Below are 26995 nucleotides of genomic sequence, written 5' to 3'. Positions count from 1 at the left end.
ATCGTTTAAATTATGTCCGAACAACTGTTCATTCAAGGTTCGGTTGGCAAAATTGAAGTTTTTGTTGACTATCCTGTGGGCGAAGTAAAAGGTTTTGCTGTCGTTTGTCATCCTCACCCACTGCAAGGTGGTACACCTCAACATAAAGTTCCTGCTTTACTTGCACAAATCCTCTCTGAACAGGGTTGTGTGGTCTATCGCCCAAGTTTTCGTGGTTCTGGACAAAGCGATGGAATCCATGACGAAGGCTTTGCTGAAACTGAAGATATTCTAGAGGTCATTAGATACGTTAGACAATTACACAAAAGTCTACCTTTCTACGTTGGCGGTTTTAGTTTTGGTGCACATGTAATGGCAAAAGCCTATCATGCGCTACCTGATGAAATTAAACCGCAACAAGTGATCTTATGTGGTTTACCAACATCCACTGTAGATGGTCTGCGTCATTATGTTACCCCAGCCATTAAAGGCGATATCCTGTTTGTACATGGTGAAGCAGATCCGACGACTAAACTCTCTGATTTGCTTGAATGGGCAAAACCTCAGCGCCATTTAATTACAGTATTGCCAGGCGCAAACCATTTCTTTACAGGTTATTTAAAGCAGTTAAGAATCGCAATTTCGCGTTTTCTTCTTGTGCCATAAATCTGAATTTAAAAAGAATTCTAGGATAAATAAGGTGAATGAGTCACTTTATTTATCCGTTCACATCATCCCAACTCAAACCAAATTTCGCCAAATACTTTTTCACGCGATCACTGTCGTTGGTGGTTTGTCTTTGCTCGCGAGATACAGAAAATAAACGCCGTCCAGCATCGGCCATGGATTTCGATTTTTGGCAAACCTCAATCACCCCCTGCAATTGAATACGATCAAACTCATCAATCTGCGCCACTTGTTCAGCACTTAAAATTTTCATCAGTGACGATTGGGTTAAAGCCTCTTTATTTTCAGCAATATTCCAAATTTGTTGTAGTCGGCCAATCTCAGCATTTACTTCATGTAAACCAATACGCTCACCATTGGCTAAAGTCGCCATACGTGTTACGCTTGCAGTTAAATCACGAAAATTCCCTTGCCAACTGGCGTCTAAAGATTGCGCAAATTTTAAATATTTTTCTAAGGCGTCGGTATGAAAACGCAACTGCCGTTGATGCGCAACAGCAAAACGTTGTAATTCAAAGGTGATATTCGGTTCAATATCTTCTACGCGATCTTTTAAGCTCGGTAAAAAGAAGGTCCATGTATTTAAGCGAGCCCATAGATCTTCACGGAACCGCCCTGCACGGACTTCCTCACGTAAATCTCGATTGGTTCCTGCAATCAACTGAAAGTCAGCCTGAACCTCTTTATCACTTCCTACAGGAAAGAATGACTTATCCTCCAAGGCCTTGAGCAACATGGCTTGCTCATCCAACCCTAGCTCGCCGATTTCATCGAGGAATAAAATGCCATTATCCGCACTTTTCAAATAACCCGTACGTGCTGCAATAGCGCCTGTAAATGCACCTTTACTATGACCAAATAATGTCGACATCGCACTATCACCAACCAGTGTTGCGCAGTTCACATCAATAAAGCGTCCTGAAAAATGAAATTTTTCCTTTTTCAATTGATAAATTTGCTTGGCTAAATGCGACTTACCAACCCCTGTTGCACCCATAATCAAAATTGGCGCACTTGAGCGTGTTGCAACCAATTCCACTTCTTGAATCATTTGATTAAAGTTTTGGTTCTTCGTGGCAATATTGGCTTTTAACTGCTGCCAATTTTCAGATTGTTCATGTTCAAACCGCTGGGTTAATGCCGCATATCGAGATAAATCTAAATCTATAATCCGATATTCACCCTCGGGTTGTTGTTTACCTGTAGGTGCACTTTGAATGAGTTTGGCTGGTAAATAATGCGCATCAACCAGTAAATACCAACATATTTGCGCAACATGAGTACCTGTGGTGATATGTAATAAATAATGATTGTTCTCAGTATCAAAAGAATATGATTTTACAAAGTCATATAATGCACCATACATATCTGAAAAATCCCAAGGATCACGGATACACACCTTATGGCCAGTAATCTGGGTTTGCGGTGAGATTTCTAACGCATCTTGCCGCAAATGATCAATTAAGCTGACATTACGGCGATCATGTAACAAAACCAGCTCATCAATCACTAAATCTTCATGCATCAACAAACTTATGGTGGGACGCCAGCGTTGCCAGCGATCAAGTTTTTTCCCTTGATCTAAAGTAGAACCCACAAAACCAATCACGACTGTTTTTTTAAATTTTTGCATATTTCTATAAATCTATAAAATTTTATATATCTTGCTTAAAGCATAGTTTTATTTTGTCAAAAATCAAATACTGTTTATACCGTCATTTTTAATATTTTAAAAATCTCAGTTTCTCTTTTGAATATAATGCGACTATACTATTGATGTACAAAGCTTTTACTCACTTCTCCCATCACCGTCTGATTCGACACTTTTTGATGGAATCCACCCTGCTTTGTTGTAAAAACAATCATAGAAAACATTTTAAATATTCAATAGGTTTTAATTCCTCATGTTACAGTTTACATTCTTAGGGACATCCTCTGGTGTGCCCACATTAACACGCAATGTGTCAGGTTTAGCGATTCATTATTGCAAAAGCAAAGACTGGATATTGGTTGATGCAGGCGAAGGTACACAGCATCGTATTCAACAAGCAAAACTCTCTTTACAACATTTAAAAGCCATTTGCATTACGCATGTACACGGCGATCATTGTTATGGCTTGATGGGTTTACTGGCAAGTGCTGGTATGAATGCACGTAAAGATCCAATCACGCTAATTGCACCCAAAGAAATTCAGCAATGGTTAGAAGTTACCTGTCAATTCACTGAACTTTTTCTGCCTTATCCAATACATTTTATCGATGTAAATACGTTGACGAGTCCATTGCAATTGGATGAGCATATTTCTATTGACGTTCATCACTTACACCACCGTGTGACAAGTTATGCTTATGGCTTTAAAGCGACACAAACTCAGCGCAACCTCAATATTGAGGTTTTAAATCAACTCAAAATTCCGAAAAGTAAACTCTGGGGTGATCTACAACAAGGTCAAAATATTGAATGGAATGGGCAGTCCATCTTAAGTCAAGAGGTTCTCATTCAAAACACTCAAAGTGTTTATGCCATTGTCGGTGGAGATAACGACCAGCCAGAATTACTATCGAACGCTTGTCAGGATGCAGCACTACTGATTCATGAAACCACCTATACTCAATCGGTGTTAGACAAAGTAGGTACAGGTCCAATGCACAGTTCTGCAAAAATGGTCGCTGAGTTTGCCGAATCGATTCAGCTATCCAATTTAATTGCAACGCATCTCAGTGCCCGTTACCACGATGCACAAGGTGTGCAAAGCATTGGTGATGAAATTGCCCAGTACTATCATGGCAATTTTTATATTGCTGATGATTTTGATCAGTATGAATTAAACATGTACGGCGAATTAACACAGCTTCGCACCGGGAAACCTTGGGAAAAGTAATTGTCCCAACTTCAATTTAACGCTATGCAATATTGTTGAATCATAGATGGTCGTTCTATTGTGTGGAGATATGGATATTGCCCATTGTGTGTAGGAATGTGGGGGTACAGGATCTACCCCTCGCCCAACATGAGCAAAACAAAGCTCAGCTTTGTTTGCAGCGCAAGGTTTGGCCTCATCTCCAAAAGGTGTGGCAGTGCAAGCTTTTTATATTCAAATAGTTTATTCCACCATGCAATTAATTTAATTAAAAATATGAATTAAAAAAAAACATCTTTTTGTGTCTGAGTTTTTTAATAGGTTGACTGTACCCCAACTAACTTTGCTTTTAGCTGGAGTTAGTGTCCTTTTTATTTGCACAACATTAGGCTCATTGATTTTTAATTTAAAAATAGAAATAAAGATAAATATCTATAAATAAAGATATTTTATCTTATAACTTTTAAATTTAAAAACAAATAACCACTGAACTTTTAAAATTTTTAAACTCATAAAATCAATCACTTAAAAATAAAATTTCATTCCAAAACAAAACCTGGCACACTCTCTGCTATATCTATCTTAAGAAATTAAAAAATCACTTGAGGATGCTGTCATGGCGAACAAGACAATTTTTGCCTCTAAACAACAGGCAAAACCAAAAACCATTGAATACAACGAAGCTGGTGGTCGCGCATATAAATTAAAATCACGTGCCGCACTAGCGCAGCTTGCTGCAACAGGTACACTGAATCAGACCTTTTATCAAAATGCACAAGTGCAACTTGATAATATTCTAAACCTAGCGCTTGAAGTAGAGCCTGAATTTGTGGCTAAAACTGCAATTTATGCACGCCAAAAGGCACATATGAAAGATACACCTGTAGTGTTATTGGCTTTACTTTCTGAACTTGATGCAGAATTATTTAAGCAAGTTTTTCCTTTGATTATTGATAATGGAAAACAGTTGAGAAATTTTGTTCAAATCATGCGCTCTGGAATGATTGGTCGTAAGTCATTAGGTTCATTACCGAAACGTATGGTCAATAAATGGATTCTTTCAGCATCGGATCAACAATTGATTGCGGCCAATATTGGAAACAGCCCTTCACTTGCCGATGTGTTAAAAATGACTCATCCAAAACCAAAGACAGTTCAACACGATGCTTTTTTTGCCTATGTCTTAGGAAAAGAATACCAACTTGTCCAATTACCGACTCAAGTGCAGGCATTGGAAGAGTTTCGATTGGGAACAGCAACACAAGTACCTAAAGTACCGATGCAGCTTCTAACCAATTTAAATTTGAATGCGAAACAATGGGCCGAAATTGCAAAAAATGGTTCTTGGCAAATGCTACGTATGAACTTAAATACCTTCTTACGCCATGATGTTTTTAAAATCAAAGGAATGACAAAAATCATTGCCGATAAATTGATGGATGAGCAAGCCATAGCCAAAAGTCGAGTATTTCCATATCAATTGATGATGGCTTGGTCAGCACTTGCAGAGGATATGCCACATGAAATTGCCAATGCGCTAAAGTTTGCTATGCAGCGTGCCATCGCCAATGTACCGAAACTTGAAGGAAATGTGGTGATTGCGATTGATGTTTCCGGTTCGATGTCAAGTTCTGTGACAGGTTATCGTCAGGGTGCAACCTCTCAGTTACGTTGCGTAGATGCTGCTGCATTATTTGCTAGTGCATTTAAATATGTAAATCCAAATATTCGTTTGATGCCGTTTGATACTGAAGTTTGTCAATTATCCAATTTCAGCAAAGTACAGGAATATTTAAAACGAAAACATTTTGGAAAACAGCAAAATTCAGAAATTGATATTTTTGCTTTGGCTAAAATGTTTGCCAGCATGTGTGGTGGAGGAACTGATTGCTCTAAGCCTTTGGAACTGTTAGTGAAAGAAAATGCCAAAGTTGATATGGTAATTTTCTTCTCTGATAATGAATCATGGGCAGATCAAGTTCCAAGATCACACCGAAAAACTGGGATGATGCATTATTGGAAACAGCTAAAACAGCATAACCCAGATGCAAAACTGGTGTGTGTTGATCTGCAACCCTATACCACTACGCAAATGCCTGAACATAGCGATGTGATGAATGTCGGTGGGTTTTCCGATACGGTATTTCAACTGATTGAAAGTTTTGCCAAAAATGAAATGCATGCAGATCATTGGGTAAACGAAATTGAAAAAATAGATATTACACAAACTCAGCTTTATGCAAGTTGAATGTATAAACAAATTTGATCGAGTCTCTTCAAGTGTTTACATTTAACAATGTCCACACTTGATAAGACTGGGTTAGATAAAAAGCACAAATGCCATAGGAACTACATTTCAAGATTATGCTGTTTCTATATTTAATTGTTGTGCTAAGTAAGAAATTGCCAAATGCAGATAGAACTACATTACTTTGAATAATTGATGTTTTATCGACACCTTTGTTGGCAAAATACATCGCATAAAATGCGTTAAGGACTACATCTTTAATGCGTAGGTCGGTGGTTCAAATCCACCCTTTTCACGCTTTTGCAAGTTTGAAAAGTAGCTCAGTTGGATAGAGCAACGAAACGTCTTTAACATTTTGTTTATGCAAAGCAGTAAAAGAATCAAATGCTTCAAGGACTACATCTTAAAATTGACGTCATCGGTGGTTCGAATCCACCCCATCATTTCGATGATGGTCGCCAAGCGGTAAGGCACGAACGTCTTTGAAAAACTTGTTGATTCACTTGTAGGGCAGTATATGAAAATATACTGGGGTCATCAGTCCATCAAATACTCATAGGACTACATTAGAATTCACAGATCAGAGGTTAGATTCCTCTGCTGTATATACATACAGTCGCTTAAAGCAAAAGCGGTGAATTGTTTGTCTTATAATCAAATTTGTTGATGGGCTTTGACCTATGTTTAAACGATCAAATGCCTGTTGGATTACATCACGATCTCACGCACAGTATTTCGGGTACTGCACATATCCAACACCAACTTTTTTGATCTTGTATAAGCAATAATGAAAGTAGATCAAATGCTTTGAGGACTACATTACGCGTTTGTCGGTGCTTCGATACCACCCTGTATAACAAGATACAGTAGCTCAGTTGGTAGAGCCACGACTGTCTTCAGCCTTTTGTTGATGTACTCTCATTATAATAAATAGATTTACACGATAAGCAGTCACGAATATAAATTGGATTACATGGTAACGCCTTAGTGCAGGGTTTAAACCCTCCTATCGTGTTCACTCACAATATCCAATCTTAACGTTTGTGGCTGCTTTTCTTTTTAAACTTATCATGTTTAAAAGCGATGCTTGTGAATCAACAAAAAATTTGCTAGCTTGGAGTCTCAACTTAAAACCAAAGACAGGTGTCAGTCTGTAAAACGCAAATCATGTCTATACAAGTTATTGTTGACGATAACAATCTTGATCTTGCTTTAGAGAAACTAAGAGTCAAAAAGTACTATTTAGAAACTAACCACTGGTATAAGAAATGCCAGAACTATCATGAAAAACCGCCAAGTAAAAGTCGTAAAAAAAGCGAACTGAAACTTTTACATGGGCATAGTCAAATCCTAGAAGATGATCCTCTCGCACTGAGGTTAAAAATCCATATCGAAGAACATTATGAACCAACTGATGATAATACGATATGGGATATGAACAAAAATTAAGATTCACAAATTTCATCAAATCTAGTTTGGGAGAAGAAATTCTCCCAAACTAGATTTCATACTATAATCTGTAACATGATAAATATCCTGAATAATAACAATGCGTACTTGGTTTGCTTTCCTCTTATTTCCTTTAGTAATTTTTATATTCTTATTTTTCTTCTACGTCATTTTTTTGCTTTCACTCACTTTGGGTTGCGGTTTCCAGCAAGAAGATATCCCAACCTGCTCAAAAATTTATTATTTTTCAATTATATCAACATTCCCAATAGCTATTTGGCTCGGCTATTTTACAACTAAATTTGCACCACATTGCGGAAGATATTTCCTTAGTAGTATTTATAGCCTAATATTTTCAATCACTCTATTTGCATATTTACAAGGCTCTAAAATAAGCCTCATCTTTTCAATTGGTTTTAGCCTCCTTTTCTTATTATGTTTAGGCATTGGTTGTTTTATATTTTATTTAAAATATAAAAATAGATAAATTACTATCTAAAATAATATTTAAATTTGCATATTTTTTTTAAAACGTACATTTAAAATAAAATGCAAATCTATCTATTTATTAAAAATCAATATCTTATAAAATAAAAATCAATTAAAAGACAAAGTTGGCACACTCTCTGCAATATACAAAGCATACATCATGAGATGTATATAAATATCACCTGCCTGCAACCGCTTGGCAGGCAGGTTTTGAAAAGGATCAAAGCAATGACAATGTTAGTCGCAGAACAAATCGAAAAACAAACTTCCTTACCGCAGGAACATACTTATAACGTAATTCAGGATGCTAAAGGTGTTCCTATAAAAATGTGGACCAAAGGTGTCCCTGTCGATGAGAAATCAAAAGACCAATTATTAAAAACAGCACAAATGCCTTTTATTTATAAATGGATGGCAGTAATGCCAGATGTACATGTAGGAATCGGAGCAACGATTGGAAGTGTAATTCCAACCAAAGGCGCAATCATCCCTGCTGCGGTCGGTGTAGATATTGGCTGTGGAATGATGGCCGCACGTACTTCGCTAAGCGCATCAGATTTACCAGACAACTTATACGCACTGCGTACCGAACTTGAACGTTTAATTCCACATGGTATGACCAAAGGTCGTGGTCGTCGTGACCGAGGTTCATGGGATACACCTACTGCACGTGTTGATCAGGCTTGGGCTGAATTGGTAACTGATTTTGAATATATCTGCGCCAAGCATCCCCGTTTAAAAAATACCAACAACCATAAACAGTTAGGTACTTTGGGAACTGGAAACCATTTTGTTGAAGTCTGTTTAGATGAGCATCAACAAGTATGGATTATGTTGCACTCAGGTTCTCGTGGTGTTGGAAATGCGATTGGTAACCACTTTATTGAGCTTGCACGTAAAGATATGCAAAAGCATTTTATTAACCTGCCTGATAAAGATTTAGCTTATTTAGTGGAAGGGACTGAACACTTTGATGATTATTGGTTTGCGGTGGGTTGGGCACAACGATTTGCCATGAAAAACCGTGAGTTAATGATGGAAGCTGCGGTTCAAGCTTTACGAATCATCATCAACAAACCATTTAATGCCAAAGTTGAAGCCGTAAATTGCCACCATAATTATGTGGATAAAGAAGAACACTTTGGTCAGGAAGTACTGGTAACACGTAAAGGTGCTGTACGTGCCCGTTTGGGTGAGTATGGAATTATTCCGGGTTCAATGGGTGCCAAGTCTTTTATTGTCAAAGGTAAGGGAAATCAGGAGTCTTTCTGTTCATGTTCGCATGGGGCTGGTCGTGTACATAGCCGTACTGCGGCAAAAAAGTTGTTTACTGTGGAAGATCAGATTGAACAAACCAAAGGTGTAGAATGCCGTAAAGATGCAGCCGTGATTGATGAGATTCCATCTGCGTATAAGCCAATTGAAGATGTGATGAAAGCACAAAGTGATTTGGTGGAAGTGGTTTATACCTTAAGTCAGGTTGTTTGTGTAAAGGGATAATATAGTGATAACCAACATCTCCAATCCGAGCATAACTGAAATTCGAGCATGGGCATTTTCGGATACATATCTGCCTACGACTGAATGGGATTTATACTTGGTCTGGAAAGATGAATTATTACTTTTTCTGGAACTCGCAGTAGACCACAAATGCAATAAGCAGAATTATTTTAAGTATCTGCTTTACTATATGGTTGCTTATCAATTTAAAAGATTAAGTGATCCCTTTAAAAAAACTTTGGTTTTACAACGGTATTTGAGTGAGTCCAAACAGAGAAAGCATGGAGATATTTGTATCTGGAGAAATGAGATTATAGCCTTACAACGAAATATTCACTCTTTTTCATATGATGTATGTATTGAAAAAGGACTTATATATCATAAAGCTTTTTGTCTTTCACAAATTCCTCCTAATTGAATGTGAGTAATGCCAATGGATCGCTCTAAACAAATTAAGATCAGTCATTACGATCTTTTGGCTAATCAAGCAATCCATCTTGAATTACCACAAGAGCCATACATTGTTGTGCTAGCAATACATAACAACAATGTAACTAATGATTGGCGCAATCAATGCAGTGATTGGATTGTAAAATCTAAACAATGCTATTGGGCTTTAGCTTGGGGCCATGAATGTTCAATTTGGGATGATGCATTGGATTATTCTTATTTAGAATTTTGTAATTATGATCTACCTAAAGACGATGATTATAATTTCATGACCACTTGGCATGAAAATCAAACTTTAGAAGATGTTATCAAATTTGCCGGATCAATCCCAATTGATACTTTACCCCAGCAAACTTTATATGAAATCGTTGTGTTAAATATTTATTGACTATTAAAAGCGATAAGGAAAATAAAATGAAACTTGCAGAAGCACTTTTATTACGAAGCGATCAACAAAAGAAACTCGCTTCATTAAAACAACGTATCAATGCAAACGTATTGGTACAAGACGGTGATGAGCCATCCGAGGATCCAAATGAGTTATTAAAGCAAGTATTTGCATTAACTCAAGAATCCCAAAAACTTGTTTATGCCATTCATCAAACCAATGCTTTGGCAAAATTAACAGATGGTCGTTCATTATTGGCTTTACTTACTCAACGTGATGAGCTTGTAGAGCGTCATAAAATTTTAACGTCTGCTATCAGCAACACACAACGTGAGCCTGACCGCTATAGCACACGTGAAATCAAATGGCATAAGGTCATTCCAGTATCATCCTTGCAAAAACAATCCGATGATATCAGTGCCAAATTACGCGACTTGAATGTATTGATACAAGCCACCAATTGGCAAGTTGATTTACTTGACGTTTAAAGCCATCATTTAAAAGCTTTGATAGGGCTTTACCCTATCAGATCTCGAAATATATTGGGCGAGTACAAGATCTAAGGCTGTATAGATTGAAATAAAAGTCAGCATCATTTTTGGGTAATGACAGCGAAGCGGATTTAGAGCGGAAACACACCAATCAAATCCATCACCTATCATCACTTAAACCTTTGTGAATCAGAGTGACTATTCACACAGCATTACCACGTACTGACAATATATTTCACCTTTTCTCAAGTGATTCGTCATTTGAGAAAACCCGAACATACTGGGCGAGTGCAAGATCCCCTACCTCCACAACACAGGATTGAAAATAAGGTGTAGTGGCTTGATGAGCGAGCGGGTTAGCTTAAAACTTTAAGCACAAATCAACCCATCACTACGTACAAGGCAAACCTTTGTGAAAGCAAAGTTACAATGCACTGAGCATCACCATGCACTGACAGTATGTTCACCCCTTTTTGGAATTTTTAATGAATTACCCTTGTTCTTGTTGTCATCATTACACTAAAGATTAGCCTCTAGGTAATTTTGACTTTGAGATTTGTCCAGTTTGTTTTTGGGAAGATGATCCTGTACAAAATATTCATCCAAATTCAAAAAGTGGTGCAAATGCAATCTCATTAGCAGAAGCACAAGATAATTATCAACAATATGGTGTAAGTGAATTACGGTTTTTAAAACATGTTCGAAAACCGAATGATTTAGAAAGAAATGATGAAGAACAAAATGAACACATTAGTAAAAAATAAAGCCATCCAAATTGATGGCTCACAAGGCGAAGGTGGAGGGCAAATTTTAAGAACTGCCCTTTCACTGTCTATGTTAACGGGTATTCCATTTGAGCTTGTGAATATTCGAGCAGGGCGTAAAAAGCCGGGCTTAATGCGACAGCATTTAGTCTGTGTACAAGCATCACAACGCATCAGTAATGCCATTGTGGAAGGTGCTGAACTACATTCACAAAAATTATATTTTCAGCCCCAACAAGTTCAGGCGGGTAAATATGATTTTCATATTGGTTCAGCCGGTAGCACAGTATTGGTTTTACAAACACTACTGCCTGCACTGATGATGCAAAATGAAATCAGTCACATCAGTATCCACGGCGGAACACATAATCCAATGGCACCGACTGCAGATTTCATAGAGTCTTGTTTTCTACCTACTCTTCATAAACTTGGAATAAAGGTTGATTTTGAATGTGAACGTGCTGGTTTCTTTCCAATTGGTGCGGGTCAAATCAATATTACTACTTATCCTTGGATAGATAAGCTTGAATATTCAGTATTAGATAAAGGCAAATTACTGGAAATACGTGGCTATGCCGCTGCCTTAAATATTCAACAGAATATTGCGGATCGTGAACTGGAAGTATTGCATAATAAATTGAGTTTAAGCCAACGTAATAGACTAAACTTTCAAGGGATTAGCCAAGGGAATACAGCTTTTGTGGTGTTAGATTACCAACACCATCAACAAGTATTTTCTGCGTTAGGTGAAATGAAGAAAAGTGCAGAAAAAGTAGCGCATGATTTAGCCAAAGAAGTTAAATCCTTTTTAGCTTGCGATGCTGTGGCTGACGAATATCTAGCAGACCAACTTTTATTGCCTTTAGCTTTAGGTAAAGGCGGTGCGTTTACTGCTCAAGTTGTCAGTGAACACACCACAACACAAGCTGAAATGATTCAAAAATTCTTAGATTGTGAAATTCACTTTGAAGCAATCAATGATATTTTTAAGGTGAGTGTCATCACATAAGCTTCAGCTATGCTAAATCCAGTTTACAAGCTCATCAATTGCTTATCTTTATGTGCCAATTCATTTTAAATTTCATACTTATTGGCACATTATGTAAATAAATGACCCAACTATTCATTATATAATCAACGCCTTAAATAAGTATGATTTTTAAAGTAGAAAATACCCACTTAAGGAATAAGGGAAATGATGAGAGTTTTATTGGGGACAGCATGTATCGCATTTTTAACATCGACAGCTTTTGCAGAAGATATCGTGGGAACTTGGCGTTATATCGATGACAAAACTGGTGAAGCAAAGGGACTGGTTAAAATTGAAAAACAAAGTAACGGTACTTATGCGGGTACAGCATTAAAAGCAACACCACGCCCAGGCTACACCCCAAAAGAATTTTGCACCAATTGCCCTGCACCTTATACCAACAAGCCAATTATTGGCTTACAGGTAATCTCTGGGCTAAAGACAGATGATCATGTGAGTTATACTGATGGGAAAATTATTGACCCAGTTTCAGGTAAAATCTATCGCTTAAAAGGTAAAGTCAGCCCAAATGGCAAGAAACTATTTCTTCGTGGATATTTAGGTATTTCAGCAGTAGGTCGTAGCCAAACATGGTTACGTGTCGAGTAATAGCATAATTTAATTCATAATAGAAATGACAGTTTTATCTCACTCAAACTGTCATTTCTAAGCATCTATTTTGAATGATTTTTAAATCAGTTATTCACAGCAAGTTGATATAAAAAATCTAAATGTGTGGCAGCATCACCCTTATCTAAATTGAGATCACTGGCACGCCCACCCAATCTCAGTGCAGGAAGATAACAATACATTTGATTATCAGTTAATTTACCATATTGAGTTTGCGCCTTTACTAAGGCTGATTTTTCTAAAAATTGCTCAATGATCTCATCATCACAAATCCAGTCATTAAAAAAATCTGTTAATGACCAAGCTGTTACCCCAATATCCGAGTTGTGCGGGTCGATAAAGGATACATCCTCATCGCCATCTTCGCTTACTAAACGATAATAAAACACCAAACCAAATGCCGAAATAGCAATGGGTAATCGGGTCATATCAGGTTGATCTTTCATTAACCATGACCAAAGTACATCTTGATAAAGCTCAGGGTTAATGATCTGTAGCAAACCATTACCATAGAAGCCAAAACCATGATTTTGCCAAAGCTCTAAGAGCGCTTCAGGTAAATATGCTTGATATTTTTTTACAGTTTCAGGGCTTACTCTGTTTCCCGCCTGATCTACTGAAAATTTATTGATAAATGCTTGTAATTGCATAAGTATCTTCTTTAGCCCTGCTTATACTTTCCATTCAAATCCACTAAACGCATCATCTTCTTTTAATGTATTTTCTACAGCATTTGCCAATTGCTTAATCATGCTCTGGGTTGCAATCTTCTTAAACCATGCTTGTTCTTCATCAGCATGGGCTGAAATTTCACAAGTTAATAATCCTTGATCATTTAAATGACAATTAACCCCCAAACCAATTGGATGATTTTCTACGCTGACAGCAAGGTCTTCATCGGAGTATGTTGTTTCCGCTTTAAAGCCATATTCAGACAGTTGTTTTAACAACAAAGTCGTCACATATTCCTGAGTGACATAACATACATTTTCACCATGGTTGTGACTGTTAATATGATTCTCACAGTTTGCTGTAAATTGTAATGTTCTCATTGCTTCATCCAAAAGGCTTTATAGTTGTATGGTTTTAGAATAAGCAATATAAACAAAACAGCCAAGCATTTGCTTGGCTGTTTTTAATTAATTATACAAATATTAGACAAGGACTGATTTATTCCGTGACTTCAATCTGAAGCCCCGCCTGATTGGTGAGTTCAGTAAATGTGGGGAAACTTGTTGCTACTGTTTCAGTGCCAATAATCTTAATCTCGCCAGAGTTACGTAAACCCGCCATCGAAAAACTCATTGCAATACGATGGTCATGGTGCGATTCAATTTCACCGCCAGAGAAAATAGCAGACCAGTCGCCCGATTTACCTTTTCCTTCAATGATGATGCCATCATCAGTTGGCGTACAATCAATCCCCATGGTTTTTAAACCATCTGCCATCACTTGGATACGATCAGACTCTTTAACCCGTAATTCGGCAGCACCTGTTAACACCGTTTTCCCTTCAGCACATGCAGCAGCAATAAACAAAGATGGAAACTCATCAATTGCCAACGGTACTTGATCTTCAGGCATATGAATGCCTTTCAGTGTACGGGTACCACGGATACGTATATCAGCAATCGGCTCACCGCCTGCAATTCGTTCATTTTCAACAGTTAAGTCTGCACCCATTTGCTTAAGGATTTCGATTACACCTGTACGAGTTGGATTAATCCCAACAGCTTCAAGGGTAATATCTGAACCTTCAGTAATGGCAGCACCCACCATAAAAAATGCAGCAGAAGAAATATCAGAAGGCACTTGAATCTCTGTCCCAACCAACTTGCCACCACCTTGGAGTGAAATACGGTTACCTTCCGTTTTCACAGCATAACCAAAAGCACGTAACATACGCTCAGTATGGTCACGGGTTGGTTCAGGTTCAGTCACAGAGGTTTCTCCCTCTGCCCATAGACCTGCCAATAAAATTCCAGATTTGACTTGCGCAGATGCCATTGGCAAATCGTAATGAATCCCTTTCAGTGCTTGAGCGCCAGTGATAGAAACAGGCGGAGTACCACGTTCACCCGTGGTTTGAATTTGCGCACCCATTTCACGTAAAGGTTTTGCAATACGCTCCATTGGACGCTTAGACAAAGACGCATCACCCGTCATCACAGAGTCAAACTGTTGTGCTGAAAGCATGCCTGAAAGCAAACGCATCGATGTACCAGAATTACCCATGTACAGTGCCGTTTTGGGTGCTTTTAAACCATGAATACCCACACCATGTATGATCACTTCACCATTTTTAGGGCCTTCAATACTGACACCCATATCACGAAATGCTTGAAGTGTTGCTAAAGCATCTTCACCTTCTAGGAAACCTGTAACATGGGTTGTACCTTCAGCGATTGCACCAAACATGATGGAACGATGTGACACTGACTTGTCACCCGGCACGGTAAATTTACCTTTAAATGTCTTCTCACCCGGCAAAATGGTAAATTGTTGTGTCACCTTATTTTTCTCCATCAAAGGTTTATTGGCGAGCATATGATTGAAATGCTGTCGTGCCGCTTGTGCATGTCCTAGCAATCCCATCAGGGCTTGTGAATTCTCATCTTCAATCAGTTGACGTAATGTCGCAAGTTGCGTTTCAAAACCATCAACTGCTTTCAATATGGCTGTTTTATTGGCAAAAAATATATCATGCCACATCTGCGGATCACTGGCAGCAATACGTGAGAAGTCACGAAAACCTCCAGCGGCATAACGGAAAATATCTAGGTTATCTTCACGATTTGCAAGCTGTTCGACCAGATTAAATGCCATCAGATGCGGTAAATGACTGGTATGTGCCAACACTTCATCATGTTTGTCCACATCCATACAAATGACTTCAGCTTTTGCAGCCTGCCAAAGCTGAATCAGTTTTTCAACTGCCCAATCAGCACTAGTCGGCAACGGCGTTAGGATCACTTTATGATTTACAAACAAGTCAACTTTACCGGCATGGACACCTGTATGTTCTGCGCCAGCAATTGGATGACCAGGTACAAAACCTACAGGAAGATTTTCACCATAAACAGCATGTGCCGCAGCCACCACATTCCCTTTGGTACTTCCGACATCGGTAATGATGGCATTTTCAGAAACATAAGCTTGAATCGTTTCAAGTACTTTCTGTGTCGCGCGAACGGGTAAAGCCAGAACGATTAAATCTGCATCTTTTACAGCGTCTACAGGATCATTAAAACCCGCAGAAATAATTCCTAAAGCTTTTGCATCTTCTAATGTTTTTTTTGAGCGTGTTGATGCAACAACATTTTCAGCAAGATGTTCCGCTGCAATCACACGGGCTAGACTTGAACCAATCAATCCAAGTCCAATAAAAGCAACTTTTTTAAATAAAGGTTGTGACATAACGATTTTGAACTACCTATTTCACAACGACATCAAAGCACAGCAATCGGATATGAACCCAGTACACGTACTTCTTTAACCAGTGGGCGAATATCTTCAATCGCCGCTTTAACATTGTCCTGTTCCACATGACCTTCAAGATCAATGAAGAATACATAAGCCCATTTTTCAGGTAATGCTGGACGGGTTTCAATACTGGTCAAACTAATGTTGTGTTTTGCAAATGGTGCAAGAATTTCCAATAAAGCCCCCGCACGGTCATGTGCTGAAATCAGTAATGAGGTTTTATCATTGCCACTTTGTGGTACTTTTTCACGACCAATGACCAAGAATCGTGTGGTATTTTCAGGATTATCTTCAATATTGCCGTGGAGAACCTCTAAGTCGTAAATACTTGCAGCCACATCAGATGCAATTGCTGCTGAATGCCATTCATTGCGTATACGGCGAGCAGCCTCTGCATTTGAGCTTAAAGCTACACGTTCTACACCCGGATAATGTGCATCCAACCACTTACGACATTGCGCAAGGGTTTGTTGATGTGCATAAATTTGTTTAATACTGTCTTTACGGGTATTTGAAGAAATCAGGAATTGGTGATGAATACGCAATTCAACTTCACCAATCACATTTAAATGTGATGCTTTAAAACAGTCTAAAGTATGGTTGACTACACCTTCAGATGAGTTTTCAACTGGAACTAAACCATAATGTGCACTGCCCGCTTCAACTTCACGGAACACTTCATCGATCGTTGGTAGTGGACGAACCACAGCATCCTGACCAAAATGTTTTAATACAGCAGAATGGGTGTAAGTACCGACTGGACCTAAAAATGCAATACTTTGTGGTGCTTCAAGTGCCAAACATGCAGACATAATTTCACGGAATAAACGTGCCATGGTTTGATCTGACAATGGCCCTTCATTGCGCTCCATAACTTGACGTAAAACCTGTGCTTCACGTTCAGGACGATAAAATAACGGATTCTCTTCTGCTGCAAATTTTGCTTTAGCAACTGATTCGGCCAGTTTTGCACGGCGATTGATAAGTTGTTGGATTTGCTGATCTACAGAGTCAATATCTTCACGGATTTGAGCAAGATCTAGAGAAGTCGTTTTTTGATCATCGTTGATCATTGTTATGTCGCCCTTTAAAGTCGAGAATTACGAGAAGTCTATGTTTTAGACCACTGACAGTATAACAATAGTTCAGTTTAATTTGTTGGGCAATAGTGCATTTTTCAATGTTTCACTTCCAACTTATATATTGAATAAAATGTCATCACTTTATAAATTTTCTGACCACAAAATGAATTACAAAGCAGCTATAGAATTTTAAACATTGCGCTCTATGATAAAAAGCATAAGCGCATTTCGAGTCATAGAATATGAATAAAAAAATCGCTGTTCTCATTACCCATGATTTCGAAGATGCGGAATATCATCATCCCGTTGAAGCTTTTCGAGCTGCAAGCCATTCTGTGCGCAATATTGAAAAGTCTGCGGGGAATATTGTGTATAGCAAACAAAGAAAATCTTCGGTCAGTATAGATTTAGGCATTGATGAAATCTCTGTTCGGGATTTTGATGCGCTGATGATTCCGGGTGGCTATTCCCCTTATCATCTTAAAGAAGATGAACGATTTATTGATTTTTTACGTAATTTTGCCAATGCGCAAAAACCTATTTTTTTATGTTGTTACAGTAGCCATTTGCTTATCGATGCACAAATTGCCATTGGACGGCGCTTAACCTCAATTGAAGATATCCTCAAAGAACTTAAAGAAGCTGGCGCTGTGGTTTTTGATCGCGAAGTGGTAAACGACAACAATTTATATATTTCTTCACGTTCAACTTTTGAGTTACCTATCTTTATCAATGAATGTTTAAATGTATTAAGTGCTTAATCCCTAAACCTTGATAATAAAAAACCTTCTTTAAATAAAGAAGGTTTTTTATTTGAATACTTTATCGTTGCTATTTATTTATGCATTATCGACCAATGATGCCACGCGCCACGATTTCTTTCATGATTTCATTTGTTCCACCATAAATACGCTGAATACGTGCATCTACAAAGAAACGAGAAATTGGATATTCCGTCATATAGCCATAACCACCAAACAGTTGTAACAAGCTATCGATGATTTTCATCTGCATATCAGTACTAAAACTTTTTAAAGCCGCTGCTGTTTCAACATCCAATTTACTTTGTTTATATAAAGCTAAATTTTGGTTATAGAATGCTGCTGTTGCCAACTCATCAATTTTTGCTTGAGCCAAAACAAAACGCGTATTTTGGAAGCTGCCAATTTTCTGACCAAATGCTTGACGTTCCTGTACATACTGAGTGGTAATATCGATTGCACCACGAATTGCACCAAGTGCCGTTGCTGCAATTGCAGTACGTTCACGAGGTAACTCTTGCATCAAATAGGCAAAACCTTGACCTGCGCTACCTAACAATTGATTTGCTGGAACTTTAACATTATCAAAGAACAGTTCTGAGGTATCTTGCGAATGCAAACCAATTTTATCGAGGTTGGTGCCCTTTTTAAATCCATCTAGATGTGTATCAACCAATAAAAGTGACACACCTTTTGCACGCGCTTGTGGATCAGTTTTTGCTGCCAATACCACTAAATCTGCATGCTGACCATTTGAAATAAACGTTTTAGAACCATTCAAAATATAATGGTCACCATTTAAAATTGCACTACTACGCATCCCTTGTAAGTCTGAACCCGCGCCCGGTTCCGTCATCCCTATTGCGCCCACCACTTCACCTGACACCATTTTCGGTAACCAGTATTGTTTTTGTTCTTCGTTGGCAATATGCAAAATATAAGGAGCTGCTATTTCTGAATGACATGAAATTGCGGTAGACAAGGCACCATAGCCTGCACGTGCAGACTCTTCAACTAACATCAATGAATATTCAGTTGGAACGCCGTAACCACCATACGCTTCAGGCACATCCACACAAAGATAGCCATTTTCACCCAATAATGACCATACTGAACGTGGCATTAAACCTTCTTTTTCCCATTGCTCATAAAATGGAGCAACGTGTTCACTCATAAAACGTTTAAAGTTATCACGAAAAAGTTCTAAATCTGCATCATATGCCAACATGTCTTGTATTCCTTTCAATCTGAGTTTTTGATTTTATGATCCCTAGCATGCTAATCATTTTTTACGGACTTGTCATGACCACATGAGGTCATTTTTTCTGAGCATTTTTGCGAATAAAGAAAAGACTTTTCTATAAAAAAAGAGTAATCAGCTTTCACCAATTACTCTTTAGGTTGTCAATAAACAATTAAAACTTAGAATTTATCGTCTTTAAACATCGGTAAAGAAGAATTTAGCTTGGTGATCTCACTCATCAATTTATTCACGACAGATGGAATTAAGGCATCTGCCATTTGTGCAGCCTGCAAACCTAACTTCTCGCCAAGTGTTGGCTTACGACGTGTTTGAATCACATATACATCATGTTGTGGCAGTAAGCTCAGCAAATATTCATCTGAAGTTTGCAATTTATCCACTAAATTTAAATTACGCGCATCTTCACCATACCAATGTTCACCTGTAGCAACTTTTTCCACATTGAGTTGTGGGCGATATTTTTCAACAAAATGCTTAAATAATTGATGTGTTTGTTGTAACTCTTCTTCAAATTTTGCTTTACCTTCTGGAGTGTTTTCACCAAACATCGTCACAGTACGTTTAAACTGACCAGCAGTATATAGCTCAAAATCAACATGATGCTCTTTCAACAGTCTATTAAAATTGGGCACTTGAGCAACAACACCAATCGAACCAACCACAGCAAAAGGTGCAGAGACGATTTCACTTGCGATACATGCCATCATATAACCGCCACTCGCAGCTACTTTATCCACACAAATCGTCAGATTAAAGCCTGCATCACGTAAACGAACTAATTGTGCAGCTGCAAGACCATAACCATGCACCATACCACCTGGGCTTTCTAAACGTACGATGACACGATCACGCCCTGCTTTTGCTGTCGCAAGAATTAAGGTAATTTCTTCTCGTAAATTCTCAACCGCTGAAGCTTGTACATCTCCTTTAAAATCCAATACATAGATTTTTTGATTATTCTTTTTACGTATACGAGCTTCTTTTACAAACTGTTGAGTCAGTTGAAACAGTTCCAATTTCGATGCAGTAGACTGAGCAATTCTTTTTCTTTGCTCATTAATTCGAGCATTTAAATGACTAATGCGAAGTTCTGCGGGTACTTTAGGTAAATGGAATAACATAGAATTTATAATCTCGAATATTTGAGGAAATGCTTTTCTAATAAGATGCGGACGGATCAGGTAAATTTCAATACACTTTTTGAAAAATTCGACAAAGCTAAACTCACTTAGGCTATATAAAGTATAAAAGTCGGTCTTATTAAGACTTTTGAAAATACAATAACCAAATTTAAGTTATGAATAATATAGCTTTTTTTTATACTTTAAAACGCATTAAAATTCGAGTAAAGATGCACATCGTGAATAAATTAAGATTTTATTAATAGTTTTTACATCTAAGTTAAGCTTTGATGATTTGATTATATTCAGCGACTTTATCTTGAAAATAAGCCAAATGCCACTTAGTAGAACTTTTGCTGGCTTTTCTTATGACAAATTCACATAAAAAAACATAGACATGTTTATATCAAACGAATAATACAAATAAACATATATCACACATTTTTAAAATTTATATTAGCTTATTTAGCAGCTCTTTTTATCTAAATAACATATTTGTTATTTTGATTAAACTATTTAAAATCAACACGTTAAAAAGAATAATTACATTTTTAAAATTTATGAACATTTGCGTGTCATTTCTTTAAAAAATGTTTAATTTTATCAACATCAAGGATAAGGATTGAGTATGGATATCTCCTCACACGATGAACACCTCCCCCCTAAAAAACAAAAGTTTTATCAAATCCTCTATGTTCAGGTTATTTTTGCCATTGTACTTGGTATCCTTCTTGGACACTTTTGGCCAGATATTGGTGCAAGTTTAAAACCATTAGGTGATGCATTTATTAAACTGGTCAAAATGATTATTGCACCTGTTATTTTCTTGACGGTTGTCACTGGAATATCAGGCATGAAACATATGGGAACTGTAGGACGAGTAACCGGTAAAGCGATGCTTTATTTCCTAACATTCTCTACACTCGCATTAATCGTCGGGATGATTGTTGCCAATATTATTAAACCAGGACAAGGTTTAAATATTGACCCTACATCATTAAAATCAGAGAAAGTTGTTGAGTACGCTGAAAAAGCACATGACGCTTCGATTGTCGACTTCTTGCTGAATATTCTTCCAACAACCATCGTTAGCCCATTAACCAGTGGTGATATTCTACAAGTTCTATTTGTTGCCGTATTATTTGGTTTATCCTTAGCTGCGGTAGGCGAAAAAGGTCAACCGATTGTAGACTTCTTAAACAACCTTACAGCACCTGTATTCCATTTAGTTGGAATGCTGATGAAATTTGCTCCGATTGGTGCTTTTGGTGCAATGGCATTTACAATTGGTAAGTATGGTATTGAAAGTATTGGAAATCTTTTACTTTTGATTATGACGTTCTATATCACGGCCTTACTCTTTATTTTGGTTATTTTGGGTGCAGTGGCGCGCTACAATGGATTTAGAATTACAGATCTAATTCGCTATATCAAAGATGAATTATGGTTAGTTTTAGGGACCAGTTCATCTGAAGCCGCACTTCCATCATTGATGCGTAAAATGGAAAAAGCAGGCTGCGAAAAATCTGTAGTCGGCTTGGTTATTCCTACTGGTTATTCATTTAACCTAGATGGTACCAACATCTATATGACGATGGCGGCGCTCTTTATTGCACAAGCCTGCAATATCGATTTGAGTATTCAAGACCAAATCTTATTATTGCTCGTTGCAATGCTAAGCTCTAAAGGCGCTGCTGGTGTTACAGGTGCTGGATTTATTACCTTAGCAGCCACATTATCTGTTGTTCCAGCAGTTCCTGTTGCAGGTATGGCTTTGATTCTAGGTATTGACCGCTTTATGTCTGAATGCCGTGCACTGACCAATTTAGTCGGTAATGCGTGTGCAACGATTGTTGTGGCACGTTGGGACAATGCTTTAGACAAAGACAAACTGGCTGCTGCATTCGCTCATCCGAGTAAAGCACACTATGACGCTAAAGCAGTTGAACAACATCGTGAAGATCCAATCGATTAAAAACATACTATAAGCAATCTTGGTAATAAGAAGGAGCTTTTGAGCTCCTTTTTTATATAAAGCAACTATGAATAGCTCAGAAAATTACAAATAACAATCAACTGCTATTCGCATATAAAATAAAGCCCTAACTGAAAAATATGTTTAATACACAAAGCTTAAAATGATGTATGTCTTAAAAAAGCCTTTGTTTAATTTCCCGCTCTTATAAGCTCAAATAATTAAGCATTTATTTCATGGCACTTATATTGAAATATGAACGCATAGCTCATCTATTCCTACCTCTTAAATTATTTAGCCTTACCCATTCTTATTAAATTGGTTTTATTAAAAAATACTAGACTTAACTAAAACTGCATTACATCCCTATTTCAGCACCCAACAAAGAAAAGATTTAGACAATCAATTTATTATTTGGCAGCTTAGGTTTTTAATTTTTTTGATCTACCATTCTCATAAATTTAATTCATTTTCTCAAATTTTTATATGCTTTATCTATAGAAAAAGAGCCTTACGGCTCTTTAATTTCACAACTAAACTGGACTTAATCAGTGCTCGACTTAACCAAAACGACCAGTAATATAAGCTTCAGTCAATTGGTGATCTGGTTGAGTAAAGACTTTCTCTGTAGAGTTAACTTCGATTAAGTCTCCTAAATGAAAGTAGGCTGTACGGTCAGAAACACGTGCTGCTTGTTGCATGGAGTGGGTTACAATTGCGATTGTATATTGTGCAGAAAGCTCAGAGATTAACTCCTCAACTTTTGCTGTCGCAATCGGATCAAGTGCAGAACATGGTTCATCCATTAAAATCACGTCTGGGCTTACAGCAATTGTTCGCGCAATACACAAACGTTGTTGCTGACCACCAGAAAGACCTGTGCCTGGCTGACTTAAACGATCTTTAACTTCATCCCACAAACCTGCTTTACGCAAACTATTTTCAACAATCTCTTCTAAATCATACTTATCTTTGGCTAAACCATGTAGTTTAGGCCCATAAGCAACATTATCAAAAATTGATTTAGGAAACGGGTTTGGTTTTTGAAATACCATTCCGACTTGAGCACGAAGCAATACAACATCTAGATTTGGATCATAAATATCTTGATTATCTAAACGCACTTTACCTGTTACACGACAAGTATCAATCGTATCATTCATACGGTTTAAGGTGCGTAAAAATGTTGATTTACCACAACCTGATGGACCAATAAATGCAATCACTTCATTTTCATAAACTTGAAGATCAATACCCTTAATCGCTTCAGCTTCACCATAGTAAACATGCACATCTTCAGCACTAATTTTCACAGTTGTATTTTTTTCTTTCTTCGGCGTCGAAGACTCAAACTGGGATACAAAAGAAGTGCTTGCTTGCTTTTGCTTACTGTCAGTCGATGTAAATTGAGATTGTTCAGAATTCACGGTTGTATCCTGTCTTAAGGAATTTTTAGTTTCTACAGTATTCATCTCTATTCTGCCCTCTTTTACCAGCGAACTTCAAATTTCTTACGTAACCAAATTGCAAAGCTGTTTAGACCGACCATGAGTGCCAATAACACAATGATGGCTGCAGCCGTACGCCCTTCGAAGAAGTTACGTAATTCATTACCTTGCCATAAGTAAACTTGAACAGGTAAAGCCGTAGATTGGTCTAATGGAGATACTGGAATATTTGCAACGAAAGCACTCATACCAATTAAGAGTAATGGTGCTGTTTCACCCAATGCATGAGCAATACCAATAATCGCACCTGTCATAATCCCTGGCAGAGCCAAAGGCAATACATGGTGGAATACTGTTTGTAAACGAGAAGCACCTATACCTAACGCCGCTTGACGAATTGATGGAGGTACTGCTTTCAGTGATGCACGAGTGGTGATAATTACTGTAGGCAAGGTCATTAAACTTAATACCAAACCACCGACCAAAGGTGCGGATATAGGCAAATGCATCCAACCAATAAAAATGGCAGCGCCCAATAATCCAAATACAATCGATGGAACCGCTGCAAGGTTATTGATGTTTACCTCAATAATGTCTGTGATAAAGTTTTTTGGTGCAAACTCTTCGAGATAGATCGCACTTGCCACGCCCAATGGAATAGAAATCGCAATCACAATTAACATCATGAACAATGAACCCATAAATGCACCTGCTAAACCTGCTGTTGCAGGTGAACTTCGTGAATCAGGGTTAGTGAACATTTGTGTGTTAAAAGTTCGGTTAATAATCCCTTTTGCGGCCAAATCATCTGAAAGTTGACGTACTTCTGGGCTAAGTTGTTGTTGCTCATCAGGTAATGAACGATCGATATGACCTGCTAACCAAACATCAATATTAGCATCAGCAAGGAAGTTGAGTTCGACTGTTTTACCAATCAATGCAGGATCTTTGAAGACCATATCACGGATACGATAAGCTTCTGAGCTGGTGTAAACACCCGAAAGATCATCTCGACGGCTTTCAAGTGTAGGATCTTTTGCAATGATTGCATTTACAATCAAGGCATCCCAATCAACCATACCCATTTTAGTTTGCCAGTCTACATAACGCTCTTGAAAAACAGCAGGAGACTCCCCTACTTTTTGCGTTGGTTTTGGTCCTGCATCAATCATAGCGGGATCAAAATACACAGGTACAGTCATGCTTGCTTGCCAAAATGCTGGCAACCCTTTGTATAAAATACTTCCAAATAAGATTGCTACAAATGCCAAGCCAGTAATCACTGCTGAAAAGCCAGCAATACGGAAGGTCTTTTCTTTACGATGGCGTTTTGACAATGAGCTAGCAATTTTAGCTTTACGTTTTTCTCGCGACTCAGCAGCGGCTTGAGGATCAAATACATTTTGATCCACAGGAGATGTATTTGATGTACTCATTCGTATTGCTCACGATATTTACGCACAATATAAAGTGCGACAATGTTTAAACACAATGTAATGGTAAATAAAGTTAAACCCAGTGCAAATGCAACTAATGCCTGCGGACTTGCAAAGTCTGTATCACCTGTTAATTGTTTTACAATCGTTACTGTTACTGTGGAAACAGCTTCAAGTGGATTGATATGTAACAATGGACTATTACCAGCAGCGAGTACTACAATCATGGTTTCACCTACCGCACGAGATACTGCGAGTAAGAATGCACCAGTAATACCTGGTAAGGCAGCTGGGAGAACCACTTGGCGAATAGTTTCAGATTTGGTTGCACCTAAACCTAACGAACCATCACGCAAAGCTCGCGGCACTTGAGTAATAATGTCATCTGATAAAGAAGATACAAATGGGATAATCATAATCCCCATTGCAAAACCCGCTGTTAGTGCGCTAGTCGCATTAACTTCAACGCCAATAGAATCACCAATTGATTTGAAGATTGGACCAAGCACCATCATGGCAAAAACACCATAAACAATGGTTGGAATACCCGCTAAAACTTCAATTGTTGGCTTTGCCCATGAACGGAATCGAGGTGAAGCATATTCAGCAAGATAAATTGCAATCATTAGACCCAGTGGAACAGCAACCAGTAGTGCAATACCACTGACCATGAGTGTTCCCCAAAGTAATGGTAGCAAACCATAACTTCCTTCGGCATTTCCTGAAGTACTAAACCCAGGATTCCACTCTGTACCAAAGAAGAAGTCGATTGGACTTACAAACTGGAAAAAGTGCATCGCTTCACTGAACATCGACATCACAATACCCACAGTTGTGAGAATCGCGACACCAGAACAGAGGATCAAAACAACATTAATAGTTTTTTCAACTTCGTTACGTGCACGAAATTGTTGACTAATTCTTTTTCTTGCCCAAATCAATCCAAGGATCGCAGCACACGTTACCACAGCAAACTTTGCAAACGAGCCAATTCTTTCAAATTTTGAGAGTTGTTCTGCAGCTGCAACCTCATAAGCTGCTGGCGTATCTGTCACACCAAAGCCAGAGGCAATTGCTTTAATACGATCTACCAGTACATCTACCCCAGCTGTATCTAGCGATGAAGCAACAGTTGCTGGAACATTTTTTAAAATTAGATGTTGTAAAACACTTGGTTCTACCAAATTCCACACAATCAAAATTAAAAAAGCTGGGATTCCACACCACAACGCCACCAAAGAGCCATAGTAGCCAGGACGCGAATGTAAAATTGCAGTGTTATTTCCCTTACCTGCTAGGCTTCGGCTTTTTCGTAGCCCGATTTGATATGCGATAGCGATTAAAGCCAATAACACGCCAATGAGTAGCAGATTCATGTATTCTCCACCGTTTTTTCAATTTCAATGCTTTGAAAAAACTCTACTTAGCAAGGAAAGCCGATGGTAGTCACCCACCATCA

At 38.0% G+C, this 26995-nt stretch carries 22 protein-coding genes; 12 read left to right on the top strand and 10 right to left on the bottom strand.

The window, feature by feature from the left end; all coding sequences use genetic code 11:
* Positions 1-12: 12 nt before the first annotated feature.
* Complete coding sequence (locus AC2G3J_RS07130) at positions 13-645, top strand: alpha/beta hydrolase (protein WP_336954423.1); 633 nt, start codon at positions 13-15, stop codon at positions 643-645.
* Between the two features lie 52 nt (positions 646-697).
* On the opposite strand, the gene rtcR is transcribed toward AC2G3J_RS07130, so the two are convergent.
* Positions 698-2299, bottom strand: coding sequence for an RNA repair transcriptional activator RtcR (gene rtcR / locus AC2G3J_RS07125; RefSeq protein WP_419327744.1), 1602 nt, complete (start codon positions 2297-2299; stop codon positions 698-700).
* A 271-nt stretch (positions 2300-2570) separates the two neighbouring features.
* On the opposite strand from rtcR, the gene AC2G3J_RS07120 reads away from it, so the two are divergent.
* From AC2G3J_RS07120 to AC2G3J_RS07080, 9 genes are all read left to right on the top strand, one after another.
* A complete protein-coding gene (locus tag AC2G3J_RS07120) occupies positions 2571-3548 on the top strand; it encodes a ribonuclease Z (RefSeq protein ID WP_483770879.1) in 978 nt (325 codons plus the stop codon).
* 595 nt (positions 3549-4143) lie between these two features.
* The gene (locus tag AC2G3J_RS07115; RefSeq protein ID WP_483770878.1) at positions 4144-5775 is read left to right on the top strand and encodes a TROVE domain-containing protein; all 1632 of its coding nucleotides are present in this window, start codon (positions 4144-4146) and stop codon (positions 5773-5775) included.
* A gap of 1167 nt (positions 5776-6942) precedes the next feature.
* Positions 6943-7224, top strand: coding sequence for a hypothetical protein (locus tag AC2G3J_RS07110; RefSeq protein ID WP_483770877.1), 282 nt, complete (start codon positions 6943-6945; stop codon positions 7222-7224).
* A 723-nt stretch (positions 7225-7947) separates the two neighbouring features.
* A complete protein-coding gene (locus AC2G3J_RS07105; RefSeq protein WP_483771067.1) occupies positions 7948-9213 on the top strand; it encodes an RtcB family protein in 1266 nt (421 codons plus the stop codon).
* A 433-nt stretch (positions 9214-9646) separates the two neighbouring features.
* Positions 9647-10051, top strand: coding sequence for a DUF7684 family protein (locus AC2G3J_RS07100; protein ID WP_419359523.1), 405 nt, complete (start codon positions 9647-9649; stop codon positions 10049-10051).
* A gap of 26 nt (positions 10052-10077) precedes the next feature.
* A complete protein-coding gene (locus AC2G3J_RS07095; RefSeq protein ID WP_004822548.1) occupies positions 10078-10539 on the top strand; it encodes a DIP1984 family protein in 462 nt (153 codons plus the stop codon).
* 557 nt (positions 10540-11096) lie between these two features.
* Entirely contained in the window at positions 11097-11306 is a 210-nt protein-coding gene (locus AC2G3J_RS07090; RefSeq protein WP_483771066.1) for a CPCC family cysteine-rich protein, read from the top strand.
* Positions 11284-12315 (top strand): RNA 3'-terminal phosphate cyclase, encoded by a 1032-nt coding sequence (rtcA, locus tag AC2G3J_RS07085; protein ID WP_483770876.1) that lies wholly within the window; start codon positions 11284-11286, stop codon positions 12313-12315. Before AC2G3J_RS07090 ends, rtcA begins: the two co-directional genes overlap by 23 nt.
* 186 nt (positions 12316-12501) lie before the next feature.
* Positions 12502-12945 (top strand): DUF2147 domain-containing protein, encoded by a 444-nt coding sequence (locus AC2G3J_RS07080; protein ID WP_105713769.1) that lies wholly within the window; start codon positions 12502-12504, stop codon positions 12943-12945.
* Between the two features lie 86 nt (positions 12946-13031).
* Here the strand turns inward: AC2G3J_RS07080 and AC2G3J_RS07075 are convergent, their stop codons facing one another.
* From AC2G3J_RS07075 to pheA, 4 genes are all read right to left on the bottom strand, one after another.
* A complete protein-coding gene (locus tag AC2G3J_RS07075) occupies positions 13032-13616 on the bottom strand; it encodes a GAD-like domain-containing protein (protein WP_483770875.1) in 585 nt (194 codons plus the stop codon).
* Between the two features lie 21 nt (positions 13617-13637).
* The gene (locus tag AC2G3J_RS07070) at positions 13638-14018 is read right to left on the bottom strand and encodes a hypothetical protein (protein ID WP_483770874.1); all 381 of its coding nucleotides are present in this window, start codon (positions 14016-14018) and stop codon (positions 13638-13640) included.
* A gap of 118 nt (positions 14019-14136) precedes the next feature.
* A complete protein-coding gene (locus AC2G3J_RS07065; protein WP_483770873.1) occupies positions 14137-16383 on the bottom strand; it encodes a bifunctional prephenate dehydrogenase/3-phosphoshikimate 1-carboxyvinyltransferase in 2247 nt (748 codons plus the stop codon).
* A gap of 32 nt (positions 16384-16415) precedes the next feature.
* Complete coding sequence (gene pheA / locus AC2G3J_RS07060) at positions 16416-17522, bottom strand: prephenate dehydratase (protein ID WP_004719240.1); 1107 nt, start codon at positions 17520-17522, stop codon at positions 16416-16418.
* 251 nt (positions 17523-17773) lie between these two features.
* On the opposite strand from pheA, the gene AC2G3J_RS07055 reads away from it, so the two are divergent.
* Positions 17774-18292, top strand: a complete 519-nt coding sequence (locus AC2G3J_RS07055) for a DJ-1/PfpI/YhbO family deglycase/protease (RefSeq protein ID WP_336954410.1) — start codon at positions 17774-17776, stop codon at positions 18290-18292.
* Positions 18293-18377: 85 nt separating this feature from the next.
* Here AC2G3J_RS07055 and AC2G3J_RS07050 read toward each other — a convergent pair whose 3' ends face one another.
* Together AC2G3J_RS07050 and sohB are read right to left on the bottom strand one after the other, a co-directional pair.
* The gene (locus AC2G3J_RS07050; protein WP_224963824.1) at positions 18378-19520 is read right to left on the bottom strand and encodes an acyl-CoA dehydrogenase family protein; all 1143 of its coding nucleotides are present in this window, start codon (positions 19518-19520) and stop codon (positions 18378-18380) included.
* A gap of 194 nt (positions 19521-19714) precedes the next feature.
* Positions 19715-20677, bottom strand: a complete 963-nt coding sequence (gene sohB, locus AC2G3J_RS07045) for a protease SohB (protein ID WP_419820258.1) — start codon at positions 20675-20677, stop codon at positions 19715-19717.
* A gap of 628 nt (positions 20678-21305) precedes the next feature.
* Here sohB and AC2G3J_RS07040 point away from each other — a divergent pair.
* Positions 21306-22652, top strand: coding sequence for a dicarboxylate/amino acid:cation symporter (locus AC2G3J_RS07040; protein ID WP_004719230.1), 1347 nt, complete (start codon positions 21306-21308; stop codon positions 22650-22652).
* A 560-nt stretch (positions 22653-23212) separates the two neighbouring features.
* On the opposite strand, the gene pstB is transcribed toward AC2G3J_RS07040, so the two are convergent.
* From pstB to pstC, 3 genes are read right to left on the bottom strand one after another with little or no spacing between them, the layout of a single operon-like run.
* Positions 23213-24124, bottom strand: a complete 912-nt coding sequence (gene pstB / locus AC2G3J_RS07035) for a phosphate ABC transporter ATP-binding protein PstB (protein ID WP_336954409.1) — start codon at positions 24122-24124, stop codon at positions 23213-23215.
* Positions 24125-24141: 17 nt separating this feature from the next.
* Entirely contained in the window at positions 24142-25536 is a 1395-nt protein-coding gene (gene pstA / locus AC2G3J_RS07030; protein WP_336954408.1) for a phosphate ABC transporter permease PstA, read from the bottom strand.
* Positions 25533-26912: a phosphate ABC transporter permease subunit PstC gene (gene pstC, locus AC2G3J_RS07025; RefSeq protein ID WP_336954407.1), complete on the bottom strand. Its 1380-nt coding sequence runs from the start codon at positions 26910-26912 to the stop codon at positions 25533-25535. Before pstC ends, pstA begins: the two co-directional genes overlap by 4 nt.
* Positions 26913-26995: the final 83 nt, after the last annotated feature.

Source organism: Acinetobacter legionensis (genome assembly GCF_057165765.1).
This window is presented reverse-complemented; position numbering and strand designations above follow the sequence as displayed.